Source organism: Pseudomonas sp. TS_SC_3, from assembly GCF_056156225.1.
In genome coordinates this window covers 2,112,653-2,127,305 of the sequence record NZ_CM149586.1, presented here as the reverse complement: position 1 = coordinate 2,127,305, position 14,653 = coordinate 2,112,653, and the positions used below count along the sequence as shown (strand labels likewise).

Annotated in this window: 12 protein-coding genes; 10 read left to right on the top strand and 2 right to left on the bottom strand. The window is 60.6% G+C overall.

Annotated features, from left to right (window positions below; genetic code table 11):
- Positions 1–52: 52 nt before the first annotated feature.
- The 6 genes from AC0J6G_RS10295 (at position 53) to AC0J6G_RS10270 (ending at position 5,522) form a co-directional block, all read left to right on the top strand.
- Entirely contained in the window at positions 53–733 is a 681-nt protein-coding gene (locus tag AC0J6G_RS10295; protein ID WP_475247435.1) for a 6-phosphogluconolactonase, read from the top strand.
- A gap of 48 nt (positions 734–781) precedes the next feature.
- A complete protein-coding gene (gene edd / locus AC0J6G_RS10290; protein ID WP_475253683.1) occupies positions 782–2,590 on the top strand; it encodes a phosphogluconate dehydratase in 1,809 nt (602 codons plus the stop codon).
- Positions 2,591–2,626: 36 nt separating this feature from the next.
- Complete coding sequence (locus AC0J6G_RS10285) at positions 2,627–3,277, top strand: bifunctional 4-hydroxy-2-oxoglutarate aldolase/2-dehydro-3-deoxy-phosphogluconate aldolase (protein ID WP_475247434.1); 651 nt, start codon at positions 2,627–2,629, stop codon at positions 3,275–3,277.
- The gene (locus AC0J6G_RS10280) at positions 3,274–3,723 is read left to right on the top strand and encodes an acyl-CoA thioesterase (RefSeq protein WP_475247432.1); all 450 of its coding nucleotides are present in this window, start codon (positions 3,274–3,276) and stop codon (positions 3,721–3,723) included. Before AC0J6G_RS10285 ends, AC0J6G_RS10280 begins: the two co-directional genes overlap by 4 nt.
- Before the next feature lie 111 nt (positions 3,724–3,834).
- Positions 3,835–4,815, top strand: a complete 981-nt coding sequence (locus tag AC0J6G_RS10275; protein WP_475247430.1) for a tRNA dihydrouridine synthase — start codon at positions 3,835–3,837, stop codon at positions 4,813–4,815.
- A 260-nt stretch (positions 4,816–5,075) separates the two neighbouring features.
- The gene (locus tag AC0J6G_RS10270) at positions 5,076–5,522 is read left to right on the top strand and encodes an Hsp20 family protein (protein ID WP_475247428.1); all 447 of its coding nucleotides are present in this window, start codon (positions 5,076–5,078) and stop codon (positions 5,520–5,522) included.
- A 48-nt stretch (positions 5,523–5,570) separates the two neighbouring features.
- Here the strand turns inward: AC0J6G_RS10270 and AC0J6G_RS10265 are convergent, their stop codons facing one another.
- Together AC0J6G_RS10265 and AC0J6G_RS10260 are read right to left on the bottom strand one after the other, a co-directional pair.
- Positions 5,571–8,870 (bottom strand): sensor domain-containing protein, encoded by a 3,300-nt coding sequence (locus AC0J6G_RS10265; protein WP_475247426.1) that lies wholly within the window; start codon positions 8,868–8,870, stop codon positions 5,571–5,573.
- A gap of 103 nt (positions 8,871–8,973) precedes the next feature.
- Complete coding sequence (locus AC0J6G_RS10260; RefSeq protein WP_475247424.1) at positions 8,974–9,867, bottom strand: LysR family transcriptional regulator; 894 nt, start codon at positions 9,865–9,867, stop codon at positions 8,974–8,976.
- A gap of 230 nt (positions 9,868–10,097) precedes the next feature.
- On the opposite strand from AC0J6G_RS10260, the gene leuC reads away from it, so the two are divergent.
- The 4 genes from leuC (at position 10,098) to asd (ending at position 14,542) form a co-directional block, all read left to right on the top strand.
- The gene (gene leuC, locus AC0J6G_RS10255) at positions 10,098–11,525 is read left to right on the top strand and encodes a 3-isopropylmalate dehydratase large subunit (protein WP_475247422.1); all 1,428 of its coding nucleotides are present in this window, start codon (positions 10,098–10,100) and stop codon (positions 11,523–11,525) included.
- 10 nt (positions 11,526–11,535) lie between these two features.
- Entirely contained in the window at positions 11,536–12,183 is a 648-nt protein-coding gene (leuD, locus tag AC0J6G_RS10250; RefSeq protein WP_475247420.1) for a 3-isopropylmalate dehydratase small subunit, read from the top strand.
- 109 nt (positions 12,184–12,292) lie between these two features.
- Entirely contained in the window at positions 12,293–13,375 is a 1,083-nt protein-coding gene (gene leuB / locus AC0J6G_RS10245; RefSeq protein WP_475247418.1) for a 3-isopropylmalate dehydrogenase, read from the top strand.
- 54 nt (positions 13,376–13,429) lie between these two features.
- Complete coding sequence (asd, locus tag AC0J6G_RS10240; protein WP_069521323.1) at positions 13,430–14,542, top strand: aspartate-semialdehyde dehydrogenase; 1,113 nt, start codon at positions 13,430–13,432, stop codon at positions 14,540–14,542.
- The last annotated feature ends 111 nt before the right edge of the window (positions 14,543–14,653 follow it).

The following is a 14,653-nucleotide window of genomic DNA, read 5'->3' as shown; positions in this document are numbered from 1 at the left end:
GTGCATTATTGCGGGTGCTTGTGACAGGTCGTTAGCTTAGACGAGGTTACTTATGGGCTGTAATTTGTGGCATCGCCATGCCGAGCGCAATCTTTGTTTACAGGCGCTGGCTGTCGACCTGTCAGCGCACATTCAGGCTACATTGGCGCAGCAGGCCCGCGCCGGGTTGATCCTACCCGGCGGCAGCAGCCCGCAAGCGTTGCTGCCGTTGTTGGCGCAGCAGCTGGAGGGGCGACGTATTGATCTCAGCCCCAGCGATGAGCGCTGGGTGCCGGCGCAGGCGGCCGAGAGCAATTGGCAGTTGTTGCGCCAGGGTTTACCTGAGGCCAACTGCCTTGACCCGCGCCAAGGCTCGACGCTGGCGCAGGCGGCGTTGGCCTGGGGTGAGCAATTGCAGCAGTGGCAGCCGTTTAGCGCGGTGCTGCTGGGCATGGGCGAAGATGGTCACATTGCCTCGTTATTTCCCGCCATGCCGGGCCTGGCGGCGGCGCTCGATCCAGCGGCAGAGCCGGCAGCATTGCCCGCGCAGGCACCCCACGCGCCCCGTGAGCGCTTATCGCTGAACCTGGCCATGCTGCAACGTGGGCAATGGCTGGGGTTGCTGGCGTTTGGCGAGCGCAAGCGTGAATTAATTGAAGCCGTGTTGGCAGACGAGGCAGCGGCCCGAGACCTACCCCTTTATGCCTGGCTGCAGTGCAGCCCCACGCCGGTAAACATCTACTGGGCACCTTGAGTCGTTACACTGCACGCCTGTACCTCGCAAATAAAGGAAGCCGCCATGTTGCATCCGGTTGTTGAGCAGGTTACCGCTGCGCTTGAGCAGCGCTCTGCCAGGCGCCGCGAGCGCTATTTACAGCGCTTAGCGCAAGCCGCCGGACGTAGCGCGCATCAAGCACTGGGTTGCTCCAATCTGGCCCATGCGCTGGCGGCGCAGCCGGATGAGGCGCGGTTGATTATGAAGCATGGGGGCTCGCCGCATGTGGCGATTATTTCCAGCTACAACGACCTGCTCTCGGCCCACGCGCCGCTCAGGGACTATCCCGAACGCCTGAAAGTGGCGTTGGCCAAGGCAGGCGCGACTTCGCAGTTCGCCGCCGGGGTGCCGGCCATGTGCGATGGCATCACTCAGGGGGAGGGCGGCATGCAGCTGTCGCTGTTTTCCCGCGACCTGATTGCCCAGGCCACAGCCATCGGCCTGACCCACGGTATCTTCGACGGCGCGTTGTACCTGGGCGTGTGCGACAAGATCGTTCCGGGTCTGCTGATCGGCGCGCTGCACTTCGGCCATCTACCGGCAATATTTGTACCGGCCGGGCCCATGCAGTCGGGGTTGCCTAACAAGGAAAAAGCCGCTGTTCGCCAGCGTTACGCCCGTGGCGAAGCCAGCCGCGATGAGCTGCTCGCCGCCGAGCTGGCCGCTTATCATCAAGCCGGAACCTGTACCTTCTATGGCACCGCCAATACCAACCAGTTGCTGATGGAAGCCATGGGGCTGCATGTGCCAGGCAGCGCCTTTATCCACCCTTACACGCCGCTGCGCGACGCGCTGACCGATGAGGCCGCGCGCCTGGTGGCGCATAACAGTCGCCAGGGCGAGCGCTATCTGCCGGTTGGCCAGCAGATTGATGCTCGGGCGCTGATCAACGCAGTGGTGGCGTTGCTTGCCAGTGGTGGTTCGACCAACCACACCCTGCACCTACCGGCTATTGCGCGCGCAGCGGGTTATGAGTTGAGCTGGGACGATTTTGCCGCGCTGTCCAAGGTGGTGCCTTTATTGGCGCGGGTGTATCCGAATGGCGCGGCGGACGTTAACCAGTTCCAGGCTGCCGGTGGGCCGGCCTGGTTGCTGCGTGAGCTGCTAGGCGCCGGCCTGCTACATCACGATGTTGCCACCGCTGCCGGCCATGGTTTACGCGCCTATACCCGCGAGCCTTGGCTGGATGGTGAGTATCTGGCCTGGCGTGAGCTGCCGGCACAGAGCCCGGCTCCGGATATTGTCCGTCACGCGGCCGAGCCGTTTGCCGAGGAAGGCGGGCTGGTGCTGCTGGCGGGTAACCTGGGCCGCGCCATTCTAAAAACCTCAGCGGTGGACCCAGCGTTCTGGCAGATCCGCGCCCAAGCGCGCGTTTTTGATTCAGAAGCCGCTGTGCAAGCGGCCTACAGCGCCGGCGAGCTGCAGGGCGATCTGGTGCTTGTGGTGCGTTTTCAGGGGCCGCAAGCCAATGGCATGCCTGAGCTGCATAAGTTAATGCCCCTGTTGGCCAATCTGCAGCAGGCGGGCCAGCGTGTTGCGTTGGTGACTGATGGGCGTATGTCCGGCGCATCCGGGCAGGTTTGCTCAGCCCTGCACGTAACCCCGGAAGCCGCAGCGGGCGGGGCCTTGGCGCGGTTGCAGGATGGCGATTGGCTGGTGCTGGACGCACAGCAAGGCTTGTTGCTCGTGGAGTTAAGTGAGCCGCAACTGGCTGCGAGACCACTGGCATCGGCCAGTGCCGAATTGGAATTGGGCTATGGTCTGGAAATGTTCGCTGCTCAGCGCCGCCTGGTCGGTTCGGCCGAGCAAGGCGCCAGCAGCCTGTTTGAAGAATGAGCGCGACGATTGAACTTTGAAAGCGGGGAGTAACGTATGAACCTGACAATGGATGCAGTGCTGCAACAGGCACGCCCGGTACTGCCGGTGTTGGTGATTGAAGACGTCAGCCTGGCAGTGGAGTTGGCGCGCGCACTGCACGCGGGTGGTATTCGTGTACTGGAAGTGACCTTGCGCACGCCACATGCGCTGGACGCGCTGGCGGCCATGCGCAAGGAACTGCCGGACCTGTTGATCGGTGCCGGTACGGTGATTCATGCCGAACAATTTGGCGAAGCCCGTGATGCCGGTGCCCAGTTCGCCGTCAGCCCAGGTTGCACGGAGCGCCTGGCGGCGGCGGCGGAAGATTCCGGCTTGCCTTATCTGCCAGGCGTGATGACGCCGTCCGAAGTGCTGTTGGCGTTGGAATATGGCTACCGCTCGCTCAAGCTATTTCCGGCTGACGGTGCCACCAGCATCAAAATGCTCAAAAGCTTCAAAGGGCCGTTCACCGGTATCCGTTTCTGCCCGACGGGCGGCGTTACCTTGGACAATTTGTTGGGCTTTTTGCGCCTACCGAATGTGGCCTGTGTTGGCGGCACCTGGATCGCGCCCAGCAACTTAGTGCGCGCCCGCGCCTGGGATCAAATCACCCAGTTGGCCGCCGAGGCGCGCGCCTTGGCGGGCAGCCTAGAGCAGTCAGCATGAACTGGGATCGACCGGACCCCTTTGTCATTGATATCGAGGTTGTCGCGGACGATATCGATGGCCTTGGTCATGCCAATAACGCGGTGTATGTCAGCTGGCTAGAGCGTTGCGCCTGGCGCCATTCACAGTTTCTTGGCCTGGATTTGGCCGAATACCGCCGTCTGGACCGCGCCATGGCCGTGCTGCGCCACGAAATCGACTACCTGGCCAGCACCTATGAAGACCAGCAGCTGCAGATGGCCACTTGGATCGTTGAGTCCGATCAGCGCTTGAAAATGGATCGCTGTTTTCAGCTGATTCGGCCTGCAGACGGCGTGACGCTGTTGCGTGCGAAAACCACCTTTGTCTGCATTGAGCTCTCCAGTGGTAAGCCCAAGCGTATGCCGCCAGAGTTTGTTGACGGCTACGGCGCTGCGCTGCAGCCCGCGTTTCCTGTGGCGCTATGAGTGGCCGTTGAGCTAAAGCCTGACCGCTGATCTGCAACGCCGCGTACACTGCGCGGCGTTTTTCTACCGGCAGCTTTCAACGTGCTGCACAGAATATTCAAGAGACTGCCTATGCAAATCGCCCTGGCCCCGATGGAGGGCCTAGTCGACGAAATCCTCCGTGATGTGCTGACCCAGGTCGGCGGCATTGATTGGTGCGTGACGGAATTTATTCGGGTAACCGAGCGTGTGTTGCCCGTCAGCAGCTACGAGAAGCTTGCACCGGAATTATTCAGCGGTGCGCAAACGGCCGCTGGCACGCCGCTGCGCGTGCAGTTCCTCGGTTCCGATCCAAGTTGTTTGGCGGATAACGCCGCCTTTGCCTGCAGCCTGGGTGCGCCGGTGATTGACCTCAACTTCGGTTGCCCCGCCAAAACAGTCAACAAATCCCGTGGCGGCGCGGTGCTGCTCAAAGAGCCCGAGTTGCTCCATGCCATTGTGCGTGAGGTGCGTCGCACCGTACCGCCCGCCATCCCGGTGACGGCCAAGATGCGCCTGGGCTTCGACCACAAGGACGATGCCCTGGAATGCGCGCAGGCCTTGGCCGAGGGTGGCGCGGCGCAGATCGTGGTGCATGCGCGGACCAAGGTCGAAGGTTACAAGCCGCCAGCGCATTGGGAGTGGGTGGCGCGCGTGCAGGAAGCGGTGAACGTGCCGGTGTTCGCCAATGGTGATATCTGGGATCTGGACGATTGGCGACGCTGCCGGCAGATCAGCGGCGTAGAGGACATCATGCTTGGCCGTGGCCTGGTGGCGCGACCGGACCTGGCGAGGCAAATCGCCGCCGCCAGGGCCGGGCAGGATGTTGCACCCATGAGCTGGGTTGAGCTGCAGCCGTTGCTGGCGGGCTTTTGGCTGCAGGCGCGGCGCAAGATGTCGCCACGCTACGCGCCGGGCCGGCTCAAACAATGGCTGGCGATGCTGACTCGCAGCTATCCCGAGGCCACTGAGCTGTTCAACCTGCTGCGCCGCGAGAATGATTGTCTGCGTATCGACGGCTTGCTGGGTATCCAGTTTGTCGACGCGCCAACGCACCAATCCGCGAGCGCTTGAGGGGGCTGCGAATTGCTACTGCGATGAGCGTTCGCCGACGACACCAAGCCCCGCAAAGCCCTTCGGCTCAAGGACTGCTGGGTGACGCACTGCCGTTGCCGGCTGTGATATTCAGCACGATCATGTTCATCACGCGCCTTGCCTGTAAGAAAATTTTGCAGAGGCTTGAAATCTTTCTGAGTAGCCACATTTTCGGTGATGTGGGATGCCGAAGCCGGGTCCTGCGATTATCCACTCGCTGATATTCAGGAGATTTCACGATGAGCACTGCATTTTCCATGACTCCACTGCTGCGTCAGTCCGTTGGTTTCGACCGTTTCAATGACTTGTTCGAGTCGGCCATGCGCAATGAGGCGGGCAGCAGCTATCCACCCTACAACGTTGAAAAGTATGCCGATGACCAATACCGCATCGTGGTGGCGGCGGCAGGCTTCCAGGAAGATGACCTGGAGCTGCAAGTCGAGCGTGGCGTGCTGACGGTGACCGGTGGCAAGCGTGAGACCAACACCGAGAACGTCACCTACCTGTACCAGGGCATCGCCCAGCGGGCGTTCAAGCTGTCGTTCCGTTTGGCTGACCATATCGAGGTCAAGGCGGCGAGTCTGGTCAACGGCCTGCTGAATATCGACCTGGTGCGCCTCGTGCCGGAAGAGGCCAAGGCTAAGCGCATCCCGATTGGGGCAAGCCGTCCGGTACTTAACAACTAACGAGTAAGCGGCATGCAATCAAGGGCACCTTCGGGTGCCCTTGTTGTTTTAACGGGCTGCAGGCGTTGGGTTGTTGTCCAGCAGTTGGCGGAACTGCTCCAGCGGTACGGGCTTGCTGAACAGGTAGCCCTGGTAATGATGGCAGCCCTGTTGCTGGAGAAATTCCAGCTGGTCGGCGTGTTCAACGCCCTCAGCAATAATGCCCAGGCCCAGGCTGTGGGCCATGGCGACGATGGCGCGGATAATTTCCGCATCGTTGGCATCCAGGGTGGCGTCGCGCACAAAGGATTGGTCGATCTTCAACACATCCACCGGCAAGCGTTTGAGGTAGGTCAGCGAGCTGTAGCCGGTGCCAAAGTCGTCCATGGCGAAGGTTACGCCGCCGCGCTTAAGGCGGTTCATCTTGGCGATGGTGTCGTCGATATTCTGGATCACGATGCCTTCGGTGATTTCCAGTTTGAGCATGTGCGGCGGTAGATGACTGTTGGCCAGGCTGCTTTCTACGCGGTCGACAAAATCGTTTTGGCGGAACTGCCTTGGGCTGATGTTCACACACAGGCTGAACTGCGTGGCGTCGACCATGCCCTGCTGGAGCAGTTGCGCGCAGGCATGGCAGGCTTCGGCAAGCACCCAGCCGCCGACTTCGAGAATTAATCCGCTTTCTTCCAAAATATGGATAAACAGTGCGGGCGACTGCGCGCCGAGCGTCGGGTGCAGCCAGCGCAGCAGCGCTTCAGCACCAATGATCTGGTTGGTGCGGGCGTCCACCTGGGGCTGGAAATACAGCTCAAATTCGCCGCGGGCTAGCGCCAAGCGCAGGTCGTTTTCCAGGCGCAAACGCTCGCTGGCGGCCTTCTGCATGGTGTGGCGGAACAGCTGGATGCAGTTACGCCCCGAATCCTTGGCGCGGTAAAGGGCAATATCGGCACGCTTGAGCAGGTCGGACGGGGTGTCGCCGTGGTCGGGAATCAGGGCAATGCCGATGCTCGGGGTGACTTGCAGTTGGTGCCCGTCGAGCGGCATCGGCTCGGCCAACAGATGGCGCAGTTTCTCCCCCAGGCTGCGGACCTGGTTGACGACCATCGAGCGATTGCCTTCCAGGCCAGATATCAGCACGACAAATTCGTCGCCGCCCAGGCGCGCCACGGTGTCTTCCTGGCGTACGCTGGCTTCCAGTCGCGCGGTGACCAATTTGAGCACGGCATCGCCAACCGGATGGCCGAGCGAGTCATTGATGTGTTTGAAGTGATCCAGGTCGATAAACAGCAAGGCGCCGCGCAACTCGTGGCGTTTTAGCAAGGCAATTTGCTGAGTGAGGCGGTCGAGCAGCAGCGCGCGGTTGGGCAGGTTGGTCAGCGAGTCATGGTAAGCCAGATGCTGCACCTGGGCCTGGGCTTCTCTGAGTTCAGTGGTGTCGCGGGCGGTCAGCAGCAGGCAAGGGGTGTTGTTGAGCTCAATCGGCTCGACCGACACCTCGACCAACTTGATCGTGCCGTCGCGGTGTTTACCGTGCATTTCCATGTGGTAGACGTGGCCGTCACGCCGGAGGGTTTCCAGCATCAGCTCACGCTCTGTTATGTCGGCCCAGACGTTGAGCTCTATGGCGCTGCGCCCGATCACATCCTCGGTGTTGTAGCCGGTCAGCCGGCCAAAGCCTTCGTTGACCTCGATGTAGCGGCCGGTGTCGCGTTCGGTGATGGTGATGGCGTCAGGACTGGAGTGGAACGCCAGGGCAAATTTCTCTTGGCTGGCCTGGAGGGCTGCCTGGGCTCGTTGCCGCTCGCTGATGTCGCGGAAGGTGGTCAGGATGCAGGTTTGATTATTCAGCCGCATGGGCCGTGAGGAGATCACGCAGGTAATCACCTTGCCCTGTTTGTCGAGGTAGTCGGCCAGTTCATTGTCCAGGCATTGCTCGCGCTCCAGTTTGCTGTACAGCGCGGTGCGTGTATTGAGGTCTGCCCAGAAGTTCAGGCTGGTCAACGTGTTCCCGATCACCTCGTCCTGCTTCCAGCCGAAGGTCTGGCTGAAACTGGTGTTGATTTCCAGAACAACGCCGTCCGGTAGGGTAGTCAGGGCCACAGGGTCGGGGCTGGCTTGGAACAGGTTGGCAAACTTGGCTTCTGAGGCGGCCAGACGCTGTTGGCGGCGAACCCGTTCGCTGATGTCGATAAGGATGCCAGCCATGCGCTCAGGCTTGCCATTGGCATCGCGGTAGAGCTTGGCCGTGCTCTCCAGGTAATGCACTTCCTGGTTATCGTACAGCGCCCGGTAAGTGACCTGATAATCCTCGCCAAGGCCCTGCACCAGTTCGTTGTAGTGCGTGCGCATGGCGTGGCGATCTTCCAGTGGAACGCAGCTGAAGAACAGGCGGAAGTCATCATGGAAGGGCTCGTCGGCTAAGCCATGCAGTTTGGAGGCGCGTGCCGAGCCAAACAGCATATTGCTGGGGATGTGCCAGTCCCAGGTGCCCAGGTCGGCCGAGTCTATTGCCAGGTTAAGGCGCTCTTGGCTGTCGCGTAGCGCCTGCTCCTGCTGGCGTTGCTGGGTGATATCGCGCAGCGAAAGAACCAGGCAGGGCGAGCCTTGCAGCACTATTTCACCGCCGAATAGCAGGTTGCGGCGAATGCTGCCGTCGCGGTGATACAGCGACACTTCTAAGCCGTTAAGGCTGTTGCTGTTGATTGCATCCATCATCCGCCGACGGTCTTCTAGGCATGCCCAGATGCCGATTTCCAGCGAGGTGCGGCCAAGGGTTTGTGCGCTGCTCCAGCCAAACTGATGCTCGAAACCGGCGTTAACTTCGATAAAACGGCCGCTGGCTTTGTCGGTGATGACCACCGCGTCCGGGCTGTAGTTGAAGGCTTGGGCGAACTTGTCCTCGCTACTGCGCAGGGCTTGCGCGCGGGCCTGCTGCTGGGTGATGTCGCGAATGACGCCCACGACGCGCTGTTTGCCATCAGCATCCAGTTGCAGGCTACCGCTGATCTCTAGCCAGTGTAGGCTGCCGTCCGGCCAGCGCACACGGTGACGAAACGTGCTGTTGCTGGAGTTGCCTGCGAGCAATTGCTCGAAGAGCTGCAAGACTTCGGCGCGATCTTCGGCGGGGATCAGCTCGATGTAGTCGACCTGCTTTTGCAGAGGCTGTTTGGGGTCAAGACCGAAAAGCGCCTGAGCGCCGCGTGACCAACTGACTCGACCACTCTCGATGTCCCAGTACCACGTGCCCAGTTTGGCGCTGTTCAGTGCATGCAGCAGACGTGGTGCATCATTCCAAGAACTTTCAAATTCGGCAGGGTCCAGTGCTGGAATAAATGGCAGGGGGGGACGGCGATCACTGGATTTAGCCACGACCAACTCTTCCTTTATCTACATGGGTTTCGTGGTTGCTGGCTGAGCGGTTGGGCTGAGTCATGCTGAACCCCTTTTTATCGTTATGGGGTCACGTTAGCCGTTAGTCACCGGCCAGTGCAAGGCCATCACGCTGTGCATCTAGCAGGTTCATAAACGCCCGTGCGGCATTGGATAAGGTGCGTTCGGTGTGGCAGATATAGCCCAGTTGGCGTGTCAGCTGGATACCGGCCAACGGCAGCCGCGCGACCTGATCATCAAGCATGGTGCGCGGCAGTACGCTCCAGGCCAGGCCGATGGAGACCATCATTTTGATGGTTTCCAGGTAGTTGGTACTCATGGCGATATTCGGCGTCAGCCCCTGGGCTTCGAACAGACGCTGCACAATGTGATGGGTAAAGGTATTGCCGCCTGGGAAGACCGCTGGATGATGCGCGATATCGGCCAGGCTGATTGCACCCTGGCGCGCCAGCTCGTGCTCGGGGGCGGCGACAAAATCCAGCGGGTCGTCCCACACGGCGACGGCATGTACGGGCTCGCGGGTTTCCGGGGCGAGGGTAATCACCGCCAGTTCGGCGCGGCCGTGTAGCACCTCTTCGTAGGCCACTTCGGAGTCGAGAAACTGAATATCCAACGCCACTTGCGGGTGCGCGCGGGTAAAGGCGCGCAGCAGCGGCGGCAGGCGATGCAGGCCGATATGGTGGCTGGTGGCCAGGGTCAGGCGTCCGCTGATCTCGCCATTCAAGTTGGTCAGCGCGCGGCGTGTATCGTCGAGCACGTTGAGAATTTGATACGCGCGCGGTAGCAAGGCACGGCCAGCCTCAGTGAGGCTGACCTCGCGGCCCAACCGGTCGAACAGGCGAACATTGAGCTGTTGCTCCAGGCTGGCGATGCGTTTGCTTACCGCCGGCTGGGTCAGGTGCAGGCGTTCTGCCGCTTCAGAGAAGCTGCCCAGCTCGGCGATGGCGATAAAGGCGTTGAGGGTGGCGAGATCCATGCGATGGGCCCTGATGATGGTTTTGGGGGGGCGGCAGTGTGCGCGTCATAATCTATTAATATTCCATTGTGGAATCCAATGAATAAAAAATATGAATTTGAGTAATTTAACTCAAGCCCATAGGATTACCTCATAAGCCAAAGGGCTATTTGCCCAGGCATAGAAAGGGCACCTCTAAAAACGCAGATAGTTTTAGAGGTGGCCGAAAGACGTTGATGAGGAAACCGCTGATGGCCGGCAAAACGCTCTACGACAAGCTCTGGGAAATGCACGAAGTGAAGCGCCGCGACGATGGTTCGTCGCTGATCTATATCGACCGGCATATCCTCCACGAAGTGACCTCGCCCCAGGCCTTTGAGGGCTTGCGTCTGGCCAGCCGCAAACCGTGGCGCATCGACGCCAACATCGCCACCCCGGACCACAACGTGCCGACCACCAAGGCTGAGCGTCAGGGCGGCCTGGAAGCCATCGCCGATGAAGTCTCGCGGATTCAGGTGCAAACCCTGGATGAGAACTGCGATGACTTCGGCATCCTCGAATTCAAGATGAACGACATCCGTCAAGGCATCGTCCACGTGGTTGGTCCGGAGCAGGGCGCGACCTTGCCGGGCATGACCGTGGTCTGCGGCGACTCGCACACCTCCACCCACGGTGCCTTCGGCGCGCTGGCCCACGGCATCGGCACCTCTGAGGTCGAGCATGTGCTCGCCACACAGTGCCTGGTGGCGAAGAAGATGAAGAACATGAAGGTCGCGGTCGAAGGCAAGCTGCCGTTCGGCGTGACCGCCAAGGACATCGTGCTCGCCGTAATCGGCAAGATTGGTACCGCCGGTGGTAACGGCCACGCGTTGGAGTTTGCGGGCAGCGCGATCCGCGACCTGTCGCTAGAAGGGCGCATGACCATCTGCAATATGTCGATCGAAGCCGGTGCCCGCGTGGGCCTGGTGGCGGTGGATGAGAAAACCATCGCCTACGTCGAAGGTCGTCCGTTTGCCCCGAAAGGCGCCGATTGGGCCGCCGCTGTGGCGCAGTGGCAAGATCTGGTGTCCGACGCCGATGCGCATTTTGACACTGTGGTTGAGCTGCGCGCTGAAGACATTAAGCCGCAAGTCAGCTGGGGCACTTCGCCGGAAATGGTCTTAGCCGTCGATCAGAACGTGCCGGACCCGGCTGCTGAGAGCGATCCGGTGAAGAAGGACTCGATCACCCGTGCCCTAAAATACATGGGGCTGACCGCTAACCAAGCGATCACCGATATCCAGCTGGATCGCGTATTTATCGGCTCCTGCACTAACTCGCGCATCGAAGACCTGCGCGCTGCTGCTGAAGTGGCCAAGGGTCGTAAGGTCGCCAGCACCATCAAGCAGGCGATGGTGGTGCCGGGCTCCGGCCTGGTCAAAGCCCAGGCGGAAAAAGAAGGGTTACACCACATCTTTATCGAAGCCGGTTTTGAATGGCGCGAGCCGGGCTGTTCCATGTGCCTGGCGATGAACCCGGACAAACTCGGCAGTGGCGAGCATTGCGCGTCCACCTCCAACCGCAACTTTGAAGGCCGTCAGGGCGCCGGTGGACGTACTCATCTGGTCAGCCCGGCAATGGCTGCTGCTGCTGCGGTGACCGGCCGCTTTATCGATGTGCGCGAATTGATCCAGGCCTAAGGAGCTGACGATGAAAGCCTTTACTCAACACACCGGCCTGGTCGCTCCACTGGATCGTGCCAACGTCGACACCGACCAGATCATCCCCAAGCAGTTCTTGAAGTCGATCAAGCGCAGCGGTTTCGGCCCCAACCTGTTCGATGAGTGGCGTTACCACGATGTTGGTCAACCGAACCAGGATAACTCCAAGCGCCCGGTGAATCAGGAGTTCGTACTGAACTTCGCCCGTTATCAGGGTGCCAGCGTGCTGCTGGCGCGGGAGAATTTTGGTTGCGGTTCATCCCGCGAGCACGCGCCATGGGCGCTTGAGGAATACGGTTTCCGCACGATCATCGCGCCGAGCTTTGCCGATATCTTCTTCAACAACAGTTTCAAGAACGGTCTGCTGCCGATCATCCTCAAGGAGGATGAAGTCGATGCGCTGTTCCAGCAGGCCGAAGCCACTGTCGGCTATCAGCTGACCGTCGACCTGGCCGCGCAAACCGTGACCCGTCCGGATGGCGTGCAGTACAGCTTCGAGGTTGATGCCTTCCGCAAGCATTGCCTGCTCAATGGCCTGGACGATATCGGCCTGACCCTGCAGGACAGCGACGCGATCAAGACTTTTGAAAGCACTTACCAGCAGCGCAGCCCCTGGCTGTTCGGCGCCATCAAGTAATACATGAAAGTAGGGTGGATAGGGCGCGTAGTTGGCGCTTCATCCACCGTGCTGGGTTTCGGTGGATGAAAACAGCGTCATCCACCCTACGGATAGATTGAGGGATGCAATGAGCAAACAGATTCTGATTCTCCCCGGTGACGGTATTGGCCCGGAAATCATGGCCGAAGCGGTCAAGGTGCTGAACCTGGCCAATGACAAGTACAATCTGGGTTTCGAGCTGAACTTCGATGACCTCGGTGGCGCAGCCATCGACCGCTACGGCGTGCCGTTGGCTGACGAAACCCTCGCTAAAGCTCGCGCCGCCGACGCCATTCTGCTGGGCGCTGTCGGTGGCCCGAAGTGGGACGCCATTGATCCGGCGATCCGTCCAGAACGCGGCCTGCTGAAGATCCGTTCGCAGCTCGGCCTATTCGGCAACCTGCGTCCGGCGATTCTCTACCCGCAACTGGCCGATGCCTCCAGTCTCAAGCGCGAAATCGTCGCTGGCCTGGATATCCTGATCGTGCGTGAGCTGACCGGCGGGATCTATTTCGGCCAGCCGCGCGAGAGCAAGGTGCTGGAAAATGGCGAGCGCATGGCTTACGACACTCTGCCGTACAGCGAGAGTGAAATCCGCCGTATCGCCCGCGTCGGCTTCGACATGGCCCGCGTGCGCGGCAAGAAGCTCTGCTCGGTGGACAAGGCCAACGTGCTGGCCTCCAGCCAACTCTGGCGCGCCGTGGTGATTGAGGTGGCCAAGGATTACCCGGACGTCGAACTCAGCCACATGTACGTCGACAACGCTGCCATGCAGCTGGTGCGTGCGCCGAAGCAGTTCGACGTGATGGTCACCGACAACATGTTTGGCGACATTCTTTCGGATGAAGCCTCGATGCTCACCGGCTCCATCGGCATGCTGCCGTCGGCGTCGCTGGACGCCAATAACAAGGGCATGTACGAGCCGTGCCACGGCAGCGCGCCGGATATTGCCGGGCAGGGCATTGCTAACCCCTTGGCGACCATTCTGTCGGTGTCGATGATGCTGCGTTACAGCTTCAGTCAGACGGCAGCAGCCGATGCCATTGAACTGGCCGTGAGCAAGGTGCTGGATCAAGGCCTGCGCACCGGCGACATCTACAGCGCGGGTACGACCAAGGTCGGCACTGCCGCAATGGGTGATGCGGTAGTCGAAGCGCTGCGTAGTCTGTAATCTTCCTGGCCCGCCGGAGGTCTCCGGTGGTCAGCTTATATAGGTGTAGTGGTTATGAAACGTGTAGGTCTGATCGGTTGGCGCGGCATGGTCGGTTCCGTGCTGATGCAACGCATGCTGGAAGAGCAGGATTTCGACTTGATCGAACCGGTGTTCTTCACCACCTCCAATGTCGGCGGCCAAGGCCCTGCTATTGGCAAGGAAACGGCGCCCTTGAAGGACGCCTACAGCATTGACGAGCTGAAAAGCCTGGACGTGATTCTCACCTGCCAAGGTGGCGACTACACCAGCGAAGTCTTCCCCAAGCTGCGCGAAGCCGGCTGGCAGGGTTACTGGATCGATGCCGCCTCGTCGCTGCGCATGGATGACAGCTCGGTTATCGTGCTCGATCCGGTTAACCGCAAGGTGATTGATCAGCAGCTGGATGCTGGTACCAAGAACTACATCGGCGGCAACTGCACCGTCAGCCTGATGCTGATGGCGCTGGGCGGCCTGTATGAGGCTGGCCTGGTCGAGTGGATGAGCGCCATGACCTACCAGGCAGCTTCTGGTGCTGGTGCGCAGAATATGCGCGAGCTGATCAAGCAGATGGGCGCGATCAACGCTTCCGTGGCTGATGAACTGGCCGACCCGGCCAGCGCCATCCTGGATATCGACCGCAAAGTGGCCGAGGCCATGCGCGGCGAGTCCTTCCCGGTCGACAATTTCGGTGTGCCGCTGGCTGGCAGCCTGATCCCCTACATCGACAAGGAGCTGCCGAACGGCCAGAGCCGTGAAGAGTGGAAAGGCCAGGCGGAAACCAACAAGATTCTCGGTCGCTTCAAGAACCCGATCCCGGTCGACGGCCTGTGCGTGCGCATCGGCGCCATGCGCTGCCACAGCCAGGCGCTGACCATCAAGCTGAACAAGGATGTGCCGCTGTCGGATATCGAAGGCTTGATCAGCCAGCACAACCCTTGGGTCAAGCTGGTGCCGAACCAGCGTGAAGCGAGCATCCGCGAGCTGGGTCCGACGGCTGTAACGGGTACTCTGAGCGTGCCGGTCGGTCGTCTGCGCAAACTCAATATGGGTTCGCAGTACCTCGGTGCGTTTACCGTTGGTGACCAGCTGCTGTGGGGTGCGGCCGAACCGCTGCGGCGCATGCTGCGTATCCTGCTGGAGCGTTAATCGCGCTGCGCTAATACATAATCAGGCTGTCCAAAGGGGCGGGCTGTTGGGTATTCGAGTCAAATCGAGCGCCCGGCAGTCCGCTCCTTTGCATTTGGCGGGTGCGCCTAT